Origin of the sequence: Actinomadura sp. KC345 (genome assembly GCF_004348515.1) — a bacterium.
In the GTDB taxonomy this organism is placed as follows: Bacteria; Actinomycetota; Actinomycetes; order Streptosporangiales; family Streptosporangiaceae; genus Spirillospora.
The window spans coordinates 1-17191 of record NZ_SMKH01000155.1 but is presented as its reverse complement, the minus strand read 5'-3'; the positions used below and the strand labels follow the sequence as shown (position 1 = coordinate 17191).

15 protein-coding genes and 2 riboswitches are annotated in these 17191 nt (G+C 72.6%); of the genes, 5 read left to right on the top strand and 10 right to left on the bottom strand.

Going from position 1 to position 17191, the window contains the following annotated elements:
* From E1281_RS41370 to E1281_RS23715, 7 genes are all read right to left on the bottom strand, one after another.
* On the bottom strand, window positions 1–358 hold a 358-nt coding region (locus E1281_RS41370; RefSeq protein WP_207943443.1), incomplete at its 3' end, for a hypothetical protein.
* Window positions 359–1214: 856 nt separating this feature from the next.
* The gene (locus E1281_RS23740) at window positions 1215–2015 is read right to left on the bottom strand and encodes a hypothetical protein (protein ID WP_243717317.1); all 801 of its coding nucleotides are present in this window, start codon (window positions 2013–2015) and stop codon (window positions 1215–1217) included.
* Between the two features lie 143 nt (window positions 2016–2158).
* Window positions 2159–3289, bottom strand: a complete 1131-nt coding sequence (locus E1281_RS23735; RefSeq protein WP_131881754.1) for a glycosyltransferase family 4 protein — start codon at window positions 3287–3289, stop codon at window positions 2159–2161.
* A 105-nt stretch (window positions 3290–3394) separates the two neighbouring features.
* A complete protein-coding gene (locus E1281_RS23730; protein WP_131881752.1) occupies window positions 3395–5032 on the bottom strand; it encodes a ubiquinol-cytochrome c reductase cytochrome b subunit in 1638 nt (545 codons plus the stop codon).
* The gene (locus E1281_RS23725) at window positions 5029–6144 is read right to left on the bottom strand and encodes a Rieske 2Fe-2S domain-containing protein (RefSeq protein ID WP_131881751.1); all 1116 of its coding nucleotides are present in this window, start codon (window positions 6142–6144) and stop codon (window positions 5029–5031) included. Before E1281_RS23725 ends, E1281_RS23730 begins: the two co-directional genes overlap by 4 nt.
* A complete protein-coding gene (locus E1281_RS23720) occupies window positions 6141–7049 on the bottom strand; it encodes a c-type cytochrome (RefSeq protein ID WP_131881749.1) in 909 nt (302 codons plus the stop codon). Before E1281_RS23720 ends, E1281_RS23725 begins: the two co-directional genes overlap by 4 nt.
* Before the next feature lie 47 nt (window positions 7050–7096).
* Window positions 7097–7753, bottom strand: a complete 657-nt coding sequence (locus E1281_RS23715; protein WP_131881747.1) for a heme-copper oxidase subunit III — start codon at window positions 7751–7753, stop codon at window positions 7097–7099.
* Window positions 7754–7845: 92 nt separating this feature from the next.
* Here E1281_RS23715 and E1281_RS23710 point away from each other — a divergent pair, with 92 nt between their 5' ends.
* Together E1281_RS23710 and trpD are read left to right on the top strand one after the other, a co-directional pair.
* The gene (locus tag E1281_RS23710; RefSeq protein ID WP_131881745.1) at window positions 7846–8268 is read left to right on the top strand and encodes a response regulator transcription factor; all 423 of its coding nucleotides are present in this window, start codon (window positions 7846–7848) and stop codon (window positions 8266–8268) included.
* A gap of 95 nt (window positions 8269–8363) precedes the next feature.
* Window positions 8364–9386 (top strand): anthranilate phosphoribosyltransferase, encoded by a 1023-nt coding sequence (gene trpD, locus E1281_RS23705; protein ID WP_243717319.1) that lies wholly within the window; start codon window positions 8364–8366, stop codon window positions 9384–9386.
* A 25-nt stretch (window positions 9387–9411) separates the two neighbouring features.
* Here the strand turns inward: trpD and E1281_RS23700 are convergent, their stop codons facing one another.
* The 3 genes from E1281_RS23700 to E1281_RS23690 all read right to left on the bottom strand — a co-directional run bounded on the left by E1281_RS23700 (window position 9412) and on the right by E1281_RS23690 (window position 12388).
* Complete coding sequence (locus E1281_RS23700) at window positions 9412–9699, bottom strand: Lrp/AsnC ligand binding domain-containing protein (RefSeq protein WP_131881741.1); 288 nt, start codon at window positions 9697–9699, stop codon at window positions 9412–9414.
* Between the two features lie 81 nt (window positions 9700–9780).
* On the bottom strand, window positions 9781–10530 hold the full coding sequence (locus E1281_RS23695; protein ID WP_131881739.1) for a rhomboid family intramembrane serine protease: 750 nt from the start codon (window positions 10528–10530) through the stop codon (window positions 9781–9783).
* 43 nt (window positions 10531–10573) lie between these two features.
* Window positions 10574–12388, bottom strand: a complete 1815-nt coding sequence (locus E1281_RS23690) for a DEDD exonuclease domain-containing protein (RefSeq protein ID WP_131881737.1) — start codon at window positions 12386–12388, stop codon at window positions 10574–10576.
* 316 nt (window positions 12389–12704) lie between these two features.
* On the opposite strand from E1281_RS23690, the gene E1281_RS23685 reads away from it, so the two are divergent.
* The 3 genes from E1281_RS23685 (at window position 12705) to E1281_RS23675 (ending at window position 17047) form a co-directional block, all read left to right on the top strand.
* A complete protein-coding gene (locus tag E1281_RS23685; protein ID WP_243717314.1) occupies window positions 12705–13982 on the top strand; it encodes an NYN domain-containing protein in 1278 nt (425 codons plus the stop codon).
* Window positions 13983–14242: 260 nt separating this feature from the next.
* Window positions 14243–15193, top strand: coding sequence for a C40 family peptidase (locus E1281_RS23680; protein ID WP_243717311.1), 951 nt, complete (start codon window positions 14243–14245; stop codon window positions 15191–15193).
* 501 nt (window positions 15194–15694) lie between these two features.
* Window positions 15695–15894: riboswitch (cyclic di-AMP (ydaO/yuaA leader) on the top strand.
* 164 nt (window positions 15895–16058) lie between these two features.
* Window positions 16059–16192, top strand: a riboswitch (cyclic di-AMP (ydaO/yuaA leader).
* Between the two features lie 9 nt (window positions 16193–16201).
* Entirely contained in the window at window positions 16202–17047 is an 846-nt protein-coding gene (locus E1281_RS23675; protein ID WP_131881734.1) for a CHAP domain-containing protein, read from the top strand.
* Window positions 17048–17191 lie beyond the last annotated feature (144 nt).

Here is a 17191-nt window from a genome sequence, read left to right as displayed (position 1 = left end):
GTCCGGGAGCGGGAGGACGCGGGGACTGCCGGCGCGGCTTCGGCTCGAGCCGGTCGTCGCGGCCACCGGAGGGGGTGTTGCGCGCGCCGAACGGATCCTCCGTGCGATGGCGGGACCGCTTCGCGCGGGCCTCACGCCGCTTGATGTCGCGCCGGCTCGGGCCGCGGGACGACCGTCCCCGCTCAGCCCCGTCCGGCTGCTCCGACCACCAGGACCCCTCGGGCCACTGCGCGTTCGGCTCGCCGGCCTCCGAGCCCGTGCGGGGCTCAGGTCCCGGCGAGGGACGCGCGGGCGTGTCCGCCCACGGTGAAGCATGCGAGTCGTTCCCTGACGCATGCCCGATATCGCGTCGCGCCATGCCCTCTCCTGTGGAGGAGACGGAGGGCTCGGCGAACGCCGGTTCGGCTCCGGACCGCCCGGCTCATACCCGGCGGCCTTCCCGCTGAGACAACCGGGGTCCGCGGTTTGGGAGCCCGCTCGCTCCCACCACGTTCCCCGGACGGATTCTTGGCGAACCCGCTCGATCACTCGGGAGCATAACGCCCCATGAGCCACTCTGATGCGAGTTGGCACCAAAAAATTTCGCTACAAATCTGTTTCCGCGGCGTTCCGCTCTTCCTTGGGTACGCGCGGGCACCACGGCGCGTTCACCCCTCCCGCCTTTGCTTTCGTGAACGGCCGACGGCCTTCGGCAGGATGCGGCTCGCGGCCGTCACCTGGCCATGTGTGGTGACGGGCTTAGTGACGACTGATCCATTCCTTAAGTGCGCTTTAACAGTGGTGCCAAGGCGGCGGACCGGTCCGTAGCTTCAGGAGTGTCCACGACCGCGGACGCGACCAGCGGCAGGAGGCGCCCCGATGAACCGATCACCGCGACAGGGATCAGGGGCCGCCCACCGTTCCTGCCCGTCCGCGGACGGGCACCGCCGCGCGCCGCGCTCGCGGTGCCGGATGCCGGGGCCGTGCCCCGCGCTCCCGTCCACGCGAACCGGATCCGGCCCGGCGGGCCGGCCGCACGGCGCTCCCGTCTCCAGGTCATCCCCCGCGGGGGCGCCGGGCCGGTCACGCCGGATCGCACCGGCCCCGCCTCGGCAGGGGGGTTCGCGCGGAACTGGTCTCGGGAGGCGGGGCACGGTCCCAACCGGACGCCGGTCCCCGGGAGGAGGTCCCCGCCTACGGCGCGGGGGCGGGGTCCCTCCCGGGCACCGGCCCGGCTAGCGCGTCCAGGGAAGCCGGACGGCCTCCAGGTCGGGATCGGCCAGGACGGCGTCGACGAGCGCGGTGGGGCCGACGACCTTGGTCCCCCACAGGTCCCAGTCGCAGTAGACGACCCAGGAGCGGTCCTCGGCCCACAGGTCGGACGGGCAGCTCGGCATGTCCGGATGGTCGTACAGCGCGGCCGCGTCGCCCAGCCGCCCCGCGAAGACCGTCTCGTCGTCCCAGTCGGCGGTGACCAGCGGGCAGTAGTACGCCAGACAGCGGGTCCCGGCGCCCGCCGGGCTGTGCCGCAGCAGCACCCCGATCAGCCGGTGCCAGCTCTCCCGGTCGAGGCATCCCTCCGCGGGCGGCTGGATGGCCGCCGACCAGCTCCCGGCCGGATGCCCCTGCCGCAGGCAGCGGTTGCCGGGCAGCTCCCCCTCCGGGACGACCGGCTCCCCGAAGCCGCGCGCGAGCTCCCGCCAGCGCAGCCGCCGCCACCCCGTGCCCGGGTGGCCGCTGCGGCCGAGGTCGGTGCCGGTGACGATCGCGCCCTCCAGCAGGTCGCCGACGTCGCCCGGGTCGCCGGGCGCCTCACCGGCCGGGTCGGTCAGACCCGCCGCCGTCACCGACTGGTGGACGTCGTCGTGGGTCGTGGTGACCAGCCCCTCCTCCCACGCGTACATCGCGTGCAGGAGCCAGACGGAGTCGGGCCGGCGCAGCGGCTCGAACCCCGAGTAGCAGTGGTCGGGATCCATATCGTGGAGCCACCGGGCGGCCTCCCCGGGAACGCGGGCCCATGCATCCTCGATGTCCATCAGCCTCCTAGCTTCCCTGGCCTGTGCCGTTTCCTACCCCCCGCGAGGGACCGGTCCGAGCCGGACCGCGGCCCTCGGGCCGGAAGCCCCCTCCCCCGGATGTGAGGCGTGGTCACAGCCGCATCTTGTCATCCGCGGCCACGTCATGGCGATATGAGCAGCCCGTCCAGGCGGGCGGCCTGAACCTCCCAGCGCCATTCCCGCTCCACCCAGGAGCGCCCCTTCTCCCCCATCGCGCGGGCGCGGGCGGGGTCCGCGAGCAGGCCCGCGAGCGCCTCGGCGACACGGGCGACCGACCTGCCGGGGACGACGATCCCCGTCTCGCCGTCCAGCACGGCGTCGGGCGCGCCGCCGGAGTCGCCGGCCACGACCGGCAGCCCGGTCGCCGACGCCTCCAGGTAGACGATCCCGAGGCCCTCCATGTCCAGGCCGCGGCGGCGGGTCCGGCACGGCATCGCGAAGACGTCCCCCGCGTCGTAGCAGGCGGGCAGCTCCTCCCACGGCACGCCTCCGGTGAACACGACCGACCCGCCGACCCCGAGCGACGCGGCGAGGCGTTCCAGGCCGGCCCGGTACGGTCCGCCGCCGACGAGCAGCAGCGCGGCGTCCGGCACCGACCGCAGGACGCGCGGCCAGGCGTGGATGAGGGCGTCCTGCCCCTTGCGCGGCACCAGCCGCGAGACGCATACGGCCACCGGGCGGTCCACCAGGCCGTGGCGTGCCCGGATCTCCTCGCCGCCGGCGCCCGCGCGGAAGACCTTCTCGTCGACGCCGGGCGCCAGCCGGGTCATCCGGGACGCCGCGCCCGGCGACAGCGCCCGCGCCATCCGGGACCGCGTGTACTCGCCCAGGTAGGTCAGCACGTCCACGCCGTCCCCGATGCGCCCGAGCAGGCTCCGCGCCACCGGAAGCGACGCCCAGCCCGCCTCGTGCCCGTGGGTGATCCCGACGAGCCGCCCGGCGCCGCGCCGCCGCAGCGCCGGGGCCAGCAGGCCCAGCGGTGCCGCCGCGCCGAACACCACCGAGTCGCAGTCCTCCGCGCGCAGCACGTCCGCCGCGCGGCGCAGCACCCGCGGCTCCGGGAGCATCAGCGAGCCCGGATGCCGGACGACGGGGAACGGCTGCGCCGCGTCGAACTCCGCGGCGCCCTTCCAGTCCGGGGCGTAGACGACCACCGAGCCGGGCGGGCGCCGCGCCGCGAGACCGTGCACGAACGCCTGGATGCCGCCCGGGCGGGGCGGGAAGTCATTGGTGACGAGCAGGGTCTTGGCCATCGCGGACCAGCATACGGACCGGCGGCGGAACCCGGCCGGGCGGGCACGGCAGGGGCCCGGCACCGCGGCGTGCGGTACCGGGCCCCTCCGAAGCCGGGTCACAGGTCAGCGGTTGGCCTGCTCCGACTCCTTGCCGCCTTCGATCGCCTCCTGCTCGCCGTGCCCGTGCTCACCGTGCCCGTGCTCCTCGACGGGAATGTCGTCGAAGTTCCACGCGCGGTTGAGCCGCGAGCGCAAGTGCCCGATCGGGCCCTTGGCGGCGGGGATGCCCTGGGCGTCCTTCTCGGGCAGCGCCGGCCGGGCGTTCTCTTTGGACAGCAGGACGACCTTCTCCTCGTCGCGCGCCGGCTCGTGGCGCTCGGAGAACTTGCCGTCCGGCGACATGAGGATCACGCCGCTCTCCACGCCGTGCCCGACGGTGTCGGCGTCCTTGCGCTGCAGGCCGAGGCAGACCCGCTTGGTGATGACGAACGCCAGGATCGGCCCGAGGAAGAACATCACGCGGAAGAACCAGGTCGTGGCGAACAGCGACACGTCGAACCGCTCGGCGATGATGTCGTTCGCGCCGCCGAGCCACAGCAGCCCGTAGAACGTCACCGCGGCGATGCCGGTCGCGGTGCGGACCGGGGCGTTGCGCGGACGGTCGTTGACGTGGTGCTGGCGCCTGTCGCCGGTCACCCACGCCTCGAGGAACGGCCACAGGGCGGCGCCCGTCATGATGATCCCGAGGGGGAGCAGCGCGGGGATCAGCACGCTCAGGCTGAGCGTGTGGCCCCAGGCGTTGATCTCCCAGGCGGGCATGATCCGCAGCGAGCCTTCGAGGAAGCCCATATAGAAGTCCGGCTGGGAGCCGGACGAGATGGCGCCGGGATCGTACGGGCCGTACAGCCAGACCGGGTTGATCTGCGCGAACGCGCCCAGCAGCGCCGTGACACCGAAGGTGAACAGGAAGTAGGCGCCCGTCTTGGCCATGAACACCGGGTAGAACGGGTAGCCGTACACCTGCTTCTCGGTCTGGTGCTTGACCGGCATCGCGGTGTGCTTCTGGTGCCACATGATCATCATGTGCGCGGTGATCAGCCCGAGCAGCAGCGCGGGGATCAGCAGGATGTGCAGCATGTACAGGCGCGGCACGATGTCCGTGCCGGGGAACTCGCCCCCGAACAGGAACATGTAGATGTAGGTGCCGACGATCGGGATCGACTCCGCCACGCCCTGGGTGATCCGCAGCCCGGTGCCGGACAGCAGGTCGTCCGGCAGCGAGTACCCGAACAGGCCCTCCAGGATGCCCAGCGTGAACATGCCGAGGCCGATGAGCCAGTTCAGCTCGCGCGGCTTGCGGTAGGCGCCGGTGAAGAACACCCGCAGCATGTGCGCCATGAGGGACGCCATGAACAGGATCGCGGCCCAGTGGTGGATCTGCCGCATCAGCAGGCCGCCGCGGACGTCGAAGCTGATGTGCAGCGTCGAGGCGTAGGCCTCGGACATCTTCACGCCCTGCAGCGGCGCGTACGAGCCCTCGTACACGACCTCGATCATGCTGGGCTTGAACCAGAGCGTCAGGAACGTCCCGGTCAGCAGCAGGATGATGAAGGAGTACAGGGCGATCTCGCCCAGCATGAACGACCAGTGGTCGGGGAAGACCTTCTTGACGTTGCGCCTGAAGAAGGTGGTGGACCCGAGGCGTTCGTCGATGAAGCCGAGCGTGCCCTCGACTGCCTTCGGGGCGGTGGTGTCGCTCATCCGCGCTCCCAGAAGCTCGGTCCGACGGGCTCGGGGTAGTCGCTCGTCGCGATGAGGTACCCGTCCTCCACCGACAGCGGGAGCTGCGGCAGCGGGCGGGCGGCCGGCCCGAAGATGACCTTCGCCGCGTCGGTGGCGTCGAACGTGGACTGGTGGCACGGGCACAGGATGTGGTGCGTGGTCTGCTCGTACAGGGCCGCCGGGCAGCCGACGTGCGTGCACACCTTCGAGTACGCCACGATCCCGTTGACGTGCCAGTTGCCGCGCCCCGGGGCGGGCTTGAAGTCGTTCTCGGGCACGTTGATGAGGATGGTGACCGCCTTGGCGACCTCCGTCAGCACGTCGTCGTGGGGGACGTGCTCCTCGAGTCCCTCCGGCAGGACGGTGATCATCGCGCCGGGCGTGGCGAAGTCGCTGACCCGCAGCGGCTTGTGGGTGCCGTCCACCACCAGGCGGACGCCCCTCTTGCCCTGCGACTTCGCCCGCTCGACGGCGTCGGCCCAGTAGGTGCTGCGGAGCCGCTTCTCCGGCAGCGGGCCGAGGTCGCGCAGCAACACCAGCGGGGCCAGCCCGAGCGGCGCGGCGGCCAGCAGCAGCGTCCGGCGCAGCAGCGGCCGCTTGGTGATGCCGCTGTCCTCGGCGCCCTCCATGAAGTCCTGGGCGAAGGCGGCCCGGCTCTCCTCGTCGCTGGCCAGCTCGTGGCGCTCCTGGACGATCGGCTTGCTGGTCATCAGCCGGCGCACCCAGATCGTCACGCCGAACGCCATGGCGAGGAACGCCACCGCCATCGTCCCGCCGAGCCAGAAGTTGCTCTCGCGGGCGTCCAGGACGCCGTGCATCCCGCCGTCGCGGCCGCTCCAGCCGATGAAGTAGGCGATGAACGCCACGCTGGCGGCGAACGCGAGCAGGAAGAACGACGCGACGATCCGCTCGGCCCGCTTGGCCGACGCCTCGTCGAGCTGTTCCCCCACGCCGGCGGGCGCGGAGATGTCGTCCTCGGCGAGGAGCGCCTTCTCCGTCGCCGGGGACGGCGTGCCGATCACGCGTTCGCGCCGGCCGCCCTCCTCGCGCGGCTCCTGCGAGCCCGCGGTGTCCTTGTTGTCGTCACTCATGACTTCTTCAGCTTCTTCGGCTTCTTCGCGGTGATCCACATGGCCGCCAGGACCAGCAGGCCGAGCCCGACCAGCCAGCCGACCAGGCCCTCGCTCACCGGGCCGATGCGGCCGAGGCCGTTACCGCCCGGGTTGGGCTCGTTGCGGACGTCGACCAGGTAGGCGATGATCGCCCGCTTGTCCTCCGGCGTGAGCGTGGTGTCGTTGAACACCGGCATCGCCTGCGGGCCGGTCAGCATGGCCTCGTACATCTGGGTGGGCGTGACGTCCCCCGTCAGCGGGGGCGCGTACTTGCCGCCGGTCAGCGCGCCGCCCTGCCCGGTGAAGTTGTGGCACTGGGCGCAGTTGGTGCGGAACAGCTTGCCGCCCAGGGCCGCATCACCCTGCTCGGGGTCGACCGCCGAGGCCGGCGGGACCTCCGGGCCGCCGCCCAGCGACTGGATGAAGGCGTTCAGGTCCGCGACGTTCTTGCGGGCCTGGGCCAGCTGCTCCTCGGCCGCCTTCCGCCGCTCCGGGTCCTCGTAGTCGGTCTTGATCGAGGTGTCGAAGGCGGGGATCGGGTCCTTGCGCGGCACCTGCGCGCCCGGGTTCATCGCGGGCATCCGGCCCGTGGTGACCTGGAAGTCGACGGACGCGGCGCCCACGCCGATGAGGCTGGGCGCGATCGGGTTGCCGTCGGCGTCCTTGGTGCCCTCGGCGTTGGGCCCGTGACAGCTGGCGCAGTTCTTGTTGAACAGTTCCTGGCCGTTCTTCAGGTCCTGCGCGGCCTGGACGCTGCTCTTCGCCTCGGCGCGGTCGGTCTGCGGCGAGAAGCCGGCGTAGACCACGCCGATCGCCGCCAGGGCCGCCAGCACGACGGCGTAGCCCGCCCACGGGCGCCGTCGCCATGCGGTGATCCTTTTCACGGAAATCCCCGTTCGGGTCATGTCTGGTGGTGGTCAGGGTCGGGCGGTCAAAGGTCGAGCAGGTAGACGACCGAGAACAGGCCGATCCACACCACGTCGACGAAATGCCAGTAGTAGGACACGACGATCGCGCCCGTCGCCTGCTCGTGCGTCCATCTCTTCGCGGCGTAGGTCCGCCCGAGGATGAACAGGAAGGCGACGAGGCCGCCGATGACGTGCAAGCCGTGGAAGCCGGTCGACAGGTAGAAGATCGAGCCGTAGGCCGACGAGGCGAAGGTCAGCCCCTCGTGTGCGACGAGGGCGTAGTACTCGTACGCCTGGCCGGCCACGAAGTAGGCGCCCATGAGGAAGGTGAGCACGTACCACTCGCGCAGTCCCCAGCGCCGGACGTTCAGGATCCCGCCGTCCCGCCCCACCTTCCCGGCCTCGGCCTTGAACACCCCGATCTGGCACGTCACCGAGGACAGCACCAGGATGGTGGTGTTGAACGCCGAAAGCGGCAGGTTCAGGTGGGCGCCCGGCCATGCGTCTGACCCGGACTGGCCGATCGTCACGGAGCGGATCGTGAAGAACATCGCGAACAGCGCCGCGAAGAACATCAGCTCGGACGACAGCCAAACGATCGTCCCCACACTGACCACATTGGGACGGTTCGCCCGTGCGTGAGGTGTTGTCTCTATCGCGGAAGCTGTCACGGGCGACATTATTGCGCCCCCAACCCGTGAGTGACGCATGACCCCCCTCCTAGGGTTCCCGAGCGTGTCCGCGAGGTCCGCGACCCGGTAACCTCACGTCCATGAGCACCGCCCCGGAGAGCCCGATGAAGGTTCTCGTCTACAGCGACGACGCGAACACGCGCGCACAGATCCGGATGGCGATCGGGCGCCGCCCCGCCGCCGGCCTCCCCAAGGTCGAGTTCGTCGAGCGGGCGACGCAGCCCGCCGTCGTCGAGCGGCTCGACGAGGGCGGCATCGACGTCCTGGTCGTGGACGGCGAGGCGCAGCCCGCGGGCGGCCTCGGCGTGTGCCGGCAGGCCAAGGACGAGGTGTACGACTGCCCGCCCGTCCTCGCGGTCATCGCGCGCCGCGACGACGGCTGGCTGGCGACCTGGTCCCGCGCCGACGCCGTGGTGAGCCTGCCGCTCGACCCGATGGCCGTCGCCAAGGCGCTCGCCGACCTGATGCGCAAGCGCATCGAAACCCGCCTGCCGGTCCTGTGACCACCGGTCCTGCGACCGCGGGTCCCGCCACAACGGGGCACGGGTCCTCCCAGGACGGGGGCGCGCGCTCCACCTGGCCCGCGCTCCTCAACGCCCTGCTCTCGGGCGAGTCGCTGTCGAGCGCCGAGACCGCCTGGGCCATGAACAGCATCATGGCCGGGGAGGCCACCGACGTGCAGATCGCGGGCTTCGCGGTCGCGCTGCGCGCCAAGGGCGAGACGGTCGAGGAGGTCACCGGCCTCGCCGAGGGCATGATGGACAACGCCACGCCCCTGGACGTCCCCGGCCCCATCGCCGACCTCGTCGGGACGGGCGGCGACCGGGCGCACACGGTCAACGTCTCCACGATGGCGGCCGTGGTCGCCGCCGCGTCGGGCGTCCGGGTCGTCAAGCACGGCAACCGGGCGGCGTCGTCGTCGTGCGGCGCCGCCGACCTGCTGGAGCACCTCGGCGTCGCCATCGACCTGTCCCCGTCGGCGACCGCGCGGGTCGCCGAGGAGCTCGGCATCACCTTCTGCTTCGCGCCGCTCTACCACCCGGCGCTGCGGCACGCGGCCCGGACGCGCGGCGAGCTAGGCACGCCGACGGTGTTCAACTTCCTCGGCCCGCTGACGAACCCGGCGCGGCCCGGCGCGCAGGCGGTCGGGGTCTTCCATCCGCGGATGGCGGGGATCGTCGCCGGCGTGTTCGCCGCGCGCGGCTGCTCGTCGCTGGTGTTCCGCGGCGACGACGGCCTGGACGAGCTGACGACCACGGGCACCTCCACCGTGTGGGTGGTCCGCGACGGGACCGCGACAGAGACGACGTTCGACCCGTCCGACCTCGGCATCCCGCCGGCCAAGCCGGAGGACCTGCGCGGCGCCGACGCGGAGTTCAACGGCCGGGTGGCCCGCGAGACGTTCGCCGGGCGGCCGGGGCCGGTCCGCGACATGGTGCTGCTGAACGCCGCCGCGCTCATCACGGCCCACGACGGCGCGCCCGCCGCGGACGGCCTCACCGCCGCGCTGCGGGACGCCTACGAGCGCGCCGCGGTCAGCGTCGACTCCGGCGCCGCCACCACGCTCCTGAACCGCTGGGTGGAGGTCTCCCAGGGCCTGCGCGGCACGTCCCAGGGGTAGACCCCCGGCCCCGGAAGGGCCTCGCTCAGTCGGCGTCGGGAAGGCCGAGGGCGAATGCCTGCTCCAGGTCGTGCTGGGAGTAGGTGCGGAACGCGATGTGCGTCTCCGAGCCGACCACGCCCGGGACCTTGTTCAGGCGGCCGGGGATGATGTCGTTCAGTTCCTCATGGGTCGTGACCCGGACCATGGCCATGAGGTCGTGCTCCCCGGTGATGGAGTAGACCTCGCTCACGCCGTCCAGAGCGACGATCGCCTCGGCCACCTCGTGGATGCGCGCGACGTCGGCCTTGACGAACACGATCGCAGTGACCACTTCACCCTCCCCTGAGAATCCGACGGTCCGACCCTACCGGGACGCGGCCGGCCCGCCGCGACGGCGTCCCCCGGGCGCCGGTCAGCCGCGGCTCAGCGCGGCGATGCGGCCGACGGGGCCGGCCCTGCGGGCGAAGACCGCGAACACGACCCCGGCCAGGAAGCCGAAGATGTGCGCCGAATGGGCCACGTTGGTCTCCTCGTCGCTCAGTGACAGCCACTGCACGACGAACCAGTACCCGAGCAGGACCCACGCCGGCAGCCGGACCACGATGACCGGCAGGACCAGGGTGACGATGCGGCCCTTCGGGTTGAGGACGATGTACGCGCCAAGCACCCCGCCGATGGCGCCGGACGCGCCGACGAGCGTGGCGGTGGAGTCGGGCGACATCCAGGCGAACCCGTAGACGGCCACGAGCCCGAACAGCAGGTAGGCGAGCAGGAAGCGCAATCGCCCGAACCGGTCCTCGACGCCCATGCCGATGACGAACAGGAAGACCACGTTGCCCAGCAGGTGGAGCGCGTCCGAGTGCAGGAACATCGAGGTGAACGCCGACGTCCAGGGAGCCTTGTCGAAGTCGGCGGACCCGCACTGCCGGACGACCTCCGCCGGAATCGGCTGCTGGTCGCCGGTCGTCAGCTCCTTGGGGATCGCGGCGTACTCGTGGACGAAATGCGCCGCGTTGCACTCGCGGACCCTGTCCTCGCCGTACCAGGCGGCGAAGTTGGACATCGGCGTGAGCAGGAACACCACCACGTTGGCCGCGACCAGCAGGTACGTCACCCAGGGGACGCGCCTCGCGGGCTGGCTGTCGTAGAGAGGCATTGCCATGCGGGGGTCGTCCTCTCCGGGCGGCGGGTCTACCCCGGTCACCCTAGCGGCGGCCGCCCCTCGGATGGGACGCCTCGCGCCGCTCGCGCGTCCTGTCGTAGGCGGTCCCCTCGTAGGCGCGGTCGATCCACTCGCGCAGGCCCTCGGCGCCGTGCACCGGGCACGTCCAGGGGCCGCCGACCTCGACCAGCCGGACACCGGGCAGGTCGAGCCAGCGCAGCACGCACTCCATCTCCTCGGCCGTCGCGCCCGCGGAGGCCGGCTCTCCGAGCGCCACGCCGCCGGGCGCCTCGCCCGCGGGCGGGAAGACGGTCTCGGCGGTGGCGATGAGCGCGTCGACGTAGGGACGGGGATGCGCGTGGGGCGGGACGGTCCCGGCGGCGGCCAGGCGCCCGTAGCGCACGACCGACAGCTCCCATCCGCCGTCGAAGCCGGGACGGGCGGCCACCAGCTCGGGCAGGCGGGACAGCGCGGCGAGCCGCTGCCCGCGCGCCGCGGCGCGGACGAACGCGGCCAGCCGGTCGCGCTGGGCGGCGGCCTCCTCGTAGCGCAGCTCGGCGGCGAGCCGGTCGATGCGCACCTGCGCGGCGGCGACGACGGGCCGCACGTCGCCCTCCATGACCGAGCGAGCCGTCCCGACGTGGACGGCGTAGGCGTCGGCGGACTCCCGGCCGTCGCAGGGCGCGCCGCACCGGCCGATGTCGGCGAGCGCGCACGCGCGGGCCCTGCCGTGCTCGATCAGCCGGAGCGTCAGCCGCTGGGTGCACTGGCGCAGCGGCACGGCCTCGTGCAGCGCCGCCCGCGCCTCCTCGGCCTGCCGGCGCGAGGAGATCGGCCCGAGGTAGCGGGCGCCGTCCGCGCGGCACTCGCGGACGATGGACAGGCGCGGGAACGGCTCCACGGTCAGCTTCAGCCAGATCGCCCGCTCGGGGAACTTGGAGCGGCGGTTGTAGCGCGGCTTGTGCGCGGCGATCAGGCGCAGCTCGCGGACCTCGGCCTCCAGCCCGGTGGCGCACTCGATCGTGCGGACGTTCTCGGCGAGGCCGACCATCTCGCGGACGCGCCACCGCGTCTCCGAACCGGTGAAGTAGCTGCGCACCCGCGAGCGGAGGTCGCCGCTCTTGCCGACGTAGAGCACCTCCCCGGAGGCGTCCTCGAACAGGTAGACGCCGGGCGCGCTCGGGACGCCGTCGGCGAGGTGCCGCTTGCGGCGCTGCTCGGGCGTGGGCGCCTTGGCGAACCCGCGCATCTCTTCGAGCGAGGTGACGTTGAAGGAGCCGAGCCGCTCGATCAGGCCGTGCAGGACCTCGGTGGTGGCACGGGCGTCGGCCAGCGCGCGGTGCGTCGGCTCGCTGGAGGTGCGGAAGAAGCGGGCGAGCGTGCCGAGCTTGCAGTTGGGCACCTCGTCCCTCGACAGGACGCGGCGGGCGAGGTCGACGGTGTCGACGACGGGGAACGCGGGCCAGGGGTGGCCGTGCTCGGCGCAGGCGGTCTTGAGGAAGCCGATGTCGAACGGGGCGTTGTGCGCGACGAGGACGCAGCCGCGCGCGAACTCCAGGAACGCGGGCAGCACCGCCTCGATGCGCGGCGCGGCCGTCACCATCGCCGTGGTGATGCCGGTCAGCGCGGTGATGAACGGCGGGACGGGCCCGCCCGGGTCGACCAGCGTACCGAGTTCGCCGAGGTCCTCTCCGCCGCGGACCTTCACGGCGCCGATCTCGGTGATGGCCGAGTCGGCGGCCGAGCCTCCGGTGGTCTCCAGGTCGACCACCACGAAGGTGACCTCGGACAATGGCGTGCCGACGTCGTCCAGAGTTCCCTGGACGCCGGCCCCCTGGACACCGTGCGCAGCCGTCATGTGCGCGACCGTAGAGGACGCCACCGACAGAAGCCCGGCCCGCTAGGGTTGAGGGGCGCCGGCACGTCCCGCCGGGCGGGGGGGCCGCGGGCGGCTCGGGGAGCTCGGCGCGAACCGTCCGGGCACGCGTCCGCCCCGGTTAGGGGCGTGCGGCTCGGGAAGACACAGCCCACCGGCGGCGAAGCCCGGAAGGAGCGGGATCATCGACAGCGGCCCCGAAGCGACCCCCGGTGGCGGAGAACCCGCGGAGCGGCCGAGCCGTGGTGAGCGGGCGACCTGCCGGGAAGAGCGTCTGGGGCGGCCGTTACCCGAGGCCGTGCGCCAGAGCGTCGTCGAGGCCGCCGCCGAGCTGATCGGGGCGCTGCCCCCCGACGCAGTCCCCGCACCGCTGCGCCGGTTCGCGCGGTTCGAGCGGCGCAAGCGCGCCAAGCTCGCCGGGCAGCACATCGCGGCGGTGCTGGAGAAGGACTCCGGCTTCCGGCTGCGGGTCGCCGAGGCGCTCCGCGAGTCGCAGGCCGACCTGGTGGAGGCGGTCGAGGCGGGGAACGTCCCGCCCGCCGCCGACCCGGTGCGGGTCGCGGTGCTCGCCTACCTGCTGCGCCGGGGCGGGTGGACGGCCCTCGTCGAGGCCGCCCGGGAGGAGCTGGAGCGCTCCGCGACCGCGTCCGAGGAGGAGGCCGCCGAGCGCCGGGTGGCCGCGCTGAAGGAGGAACTGGCCGCGGCCCGCACCGCCCGCGGCGCCGAGGTGGACCGCCTGCGCGCGGACCTGCGCGACGCCAAGGCCGAGGTGGCGGAGCTGCGCCGCAAGCTGCACGAGGCGCGCACCAGGTACCGGTCGGCGGAGGAGCGGGCCGCCGCGGTCGCGCGGGAGGCCGAGCGGGAGCTGGCGGCCGCGCGCGAGTCGACCGCCGCGGCCGAGAAGGAGCTGCGCAGGCTGCGCGCCCGCGCGGCGCAGGCCGAGACCGCCGCCGAGGCCGCCAGGCGGGCCGCGCGCGAGGGGCGCAACGTCGACGACGTCCGGCTGCGGATGCTGCTCGACACCCTGCTGGACGCGGCGCAGGGCGTCCGCCGGGAGCTGGCGCTGCCGTCCACCATCGGACGTCCCGCGGACGCCGTCGGCGCGCTGGAGCCCGACCGTGAGGCGCATCGCGCGCTTCCCGGCCGCGCCCTGTCCGACAGCGACCCGCAGTTGCTCGACCGGCTGCTCACGCTGCCGCGGGTGCATCTGGTCGTGGACGGCTACAACGTCACCAAGACCGGGTACGGCGAGCTGCCGCTGGCGGACCAGCGCAGCCGGCTGCTGTCCGGGCTCGGCGGGCTGGCCGCGCAGACGCGGGCCGAGGTGACGTGCGTGTTCGACGGCGCGGAGCTGGACGCGCCGGTGGCCATCGCGGCGCCGCGCGGCGTCCGGGTGCTGTTCAGCCGCCCCGGCCAGACCGCCGACGAGCTGATCGGCGACCTGGTCAGGGCCGAGCCGCAGGGCCGCGCGGTGGTGGTGGTGTCCTCGGACCGGGAGGTCGCCGACGCGGCGCGCCGCGCCAATGCCCGGCCCTGCCCGTCGACGCTGCTGCTGCGCCGCCTCGGCCGGTCATGAGCGCCGCCGGAATGCAATATCGCACTCCGTGATCTTTTCGCCACGGAAAGCGGATTATTTTCACGGAAGCCGACCCAAGAGTGATGAACCGGTTGTGACGGTTGTGGCGTATCGCTAATGTCATCCGCTGACTGTCGTGGACGAGAGGGGCGAAACCGACCGTGGCCAGTGATCTCATCGGAGAATCGGCGCAAGAGCGCGACCGGCGAGGCGGCTCGGCGAGCAGAGGCGTCTCCCGTCGCCTGGCGGCCGTCGCCTGTGTGACCTTGACGGTCTCACTGGCGTCTCCGGTGGCGGCGCACGCCGACCCCCAGCCGACCAGGGCGGAGGTCGAGAAGAAGCTCGACAAGCTCGGCGAGCAGATGAGCCACAAGGTTGAGAAGTTCAACCAGCTCAACGAGAAGCTCAAGATCGCCAAGAAGAAGTACCAGACGGCGACGAAGTCGAGCAAGCAGGAGCAGGCGGCCTTCGAGGAGCAGCGGACCAAGATCGCCCAGATGGCGGCCGCGGCCTACAAGAACGGCGACACGGGCGGCGTGGCCGGGTTCGTCGGCACCGGCGACCCGCAGTCGATCCTGGACCAGTCGGCCGTCATGTCGCACCTGTCGGAGGCGCGCAGCTCCCAGCTCACCCAGTTCCTCGCGACCGCCCAGCGGCTCCGCCGCGAGGAGGCGCAGGCCAAGGCCGCCTACGAGGACGTGAAGGGCAAGACCAAGGAGCTGCGCGACCAGAAGAAGAAGCTCGACAAGGAGGTCGCCAAGCAGAAGGCCCTTTTGCAGAGGCTCGGCGGCGGGACCTCGACGTCCGGCGGCGGCTCGGGCGGCGGCGTCGGCGGCTCCTACAACGGCCCGGCCAGCGGGCCGGCCCGCAAGGCGCTGGACTTCGCCTACGCCCAGCTCGGCAAGCCGTACTCCTACGGCGCCGAAGGCCCCGGCTCCTACGACTGCTCCGGCCTGACCATGAAGGCGTGGGCGGCGGCGGGCGTGGGCATCACCCGCACGACGAACTCGCAGTACGCCGCCACCAAGCGGGTGGACAAGAGCAACCTGCAGCCCGGCGACCTGATCTTCTTCAGCGGCCTCGGCCACGTCGGCATGGTGGTGGGCGGCGGCAAGATGATCCACGCTCCCCGCACCGGGAAGAACGTCGAGATCGTGAGCTACACCTCGGGCTACTACCTGAACAACTACTACGGCGCCGGACGTCCCTGACGTTCCCGCCCCTGAGCGCCCCGCGCGGGCGTGACGGAACTCGCTCCGACAACGGACCAGGCCTTGACCTGGTCCGTTGTTAATTTTGGGGGGGTTTGCCTTCTCTTGGGGCTTTGGTACCTTGTCACCACTCGCGGCGCACTCCAGGCGCCGTGACCCGCGGCGCCCACCAGGCGCCACGATCCCACGCGGCACATCCAGCTGCCGCGTGACGGCGGCGCGAGCCACGTGCCGCTCCCCCCGGGCGGCACGATCCACGCGTCGCCCTTCCCGGCACCCGAAGGTGCCGCAGGCGGTCTCCACGCAGACCACTCGGCCGGCCCCCGGTCCCCACCGTGCGCACGCCCCAGCGTGCATGGCGCTGAGCGCTGCCACGGCGGGATTCCGCGGTCGGCCCCAGGACGGCCCCGTGAACGGGCCGCCGTCCGCACAACATCAGGTGCCGCTCTTTCGCACGCGGGAGACAGGTCCCGCGCCGGGCCCCATCGCGCCCCCAGGATCGCAGCGGCAGCGCCGAATCCGCCGACGCGCGGAACCGGGGACCCATATCCGCCGGAGTCCAGGGACCGTCCCTGGACGGGCATTCCGGCACCCGGGGTGAATCGGCGCGCCTCTCCCCGAACGACCGGTGAGAGCCGCCGTAGGGCCACTTCCACGCCCGAACCCGTCAGCTAACCCGGTAGGCGTCTGGAAGAGAGAAGGAGAGACCCGCAGCGTTACCTGGGCGTGGCCGCCCCGCGCGGCCACGCCCGCTCTTTCCCTTCACCATCGTCTCCGCGCGGGCGCCCGCGCCCGGCGGAGCCCCCATTCCGAACCGGCGCGCCCGCCCCCGGGCCGCCACCGCCGAGTCCGCGGTCCGGCGCGCCCGAAAGGCGCGGCGGGCGCGGAGCCGGGGACCCACGCTTTCCTTCGGGGTGAATCGGCCTGCCCAGCGGGCCGTAGGGCGGCTTCCACGCCCGAACCCGTCAGCTAACCCGGTAGGCGGCATGGAAGTCAGGAGATCCCCCTGTGCCAGGCGCACATCGCAGAAAGTCACCGGGCAGGCACCGCAAGCCGAGCCATCTCGCCCTGACCTGGAGGACGGCCGGCGGCGTCATCGTCGGCGCCGCCGTCCTCGGCACCGCCGCGGCCACCGCGCAGGCGTCGGTCCTGCCGTTCGACTCCGTGGCCACCAGCCACATCACGGCCGCCGACCTCTCCGAAGGCGAGGACGCAGGCGAGTCGCCGTCCGAGCACGAGGACGTGGACGAGCCGGGGTCGAAGCCGGAGGACGAGAACGGCGGCGCGGGCGACCGCGAAGACGGCGAGCGCACCGAGAAGGAGGAACCCGAGGCCGGCGCGCCGAAGAAGCCGGCCGACGATTCGCGGCCGACCGCGGACGATGCCATCAAGCTCGCCAAGGAGCAGGTCGGCATCACCGAGGACGGCAGCGGCGAGACCAAGTTCAACCGGTGGTACGTGGAAAGCCCGCGTGCCAAGGAGACCGTCGAGCGCGACGGCGGCTCCATCCAGGCCTACGACGACGCGGCATGGTGCTCCATGTTCATCTCGTGGATAGGCGACCGGCTCGGGCTCACCGACCAGTTCGGCAGTGACGCCTGGACGGTCGCCCATGCCCGGTGGTTCGAGGAGCAGGGCCGCTGGGGCACCGAGCCCAGGCCCGGCGCCATCGTCTTCTACGCCTGGGACGGCGGCAAGGACATCAGCGACATCGTCCACATCGGCATGGTCACCAAGAAGGTGGACGACGACACGATCGAGGCCGTCGAGGGCAACACCGACAGCGCCGTCAAGGTCCGGGAACGCTCCACCGGCGACATCGTCGGCTACGGCTACCCGGAGTACAGGTCCTGACGTCTCCGCCTCGCCCGTCCGCTGCATAGGATCGCGCGCATGGTGGACGGTCCCGGGCACGGCGGCCCCGTCACGCGCCGCAGGGCACTCGCCCTGGGCGCCGGCGGGGCCGCCGTGCTGCTGGGCGGCGGCGCGGCCCTGCTC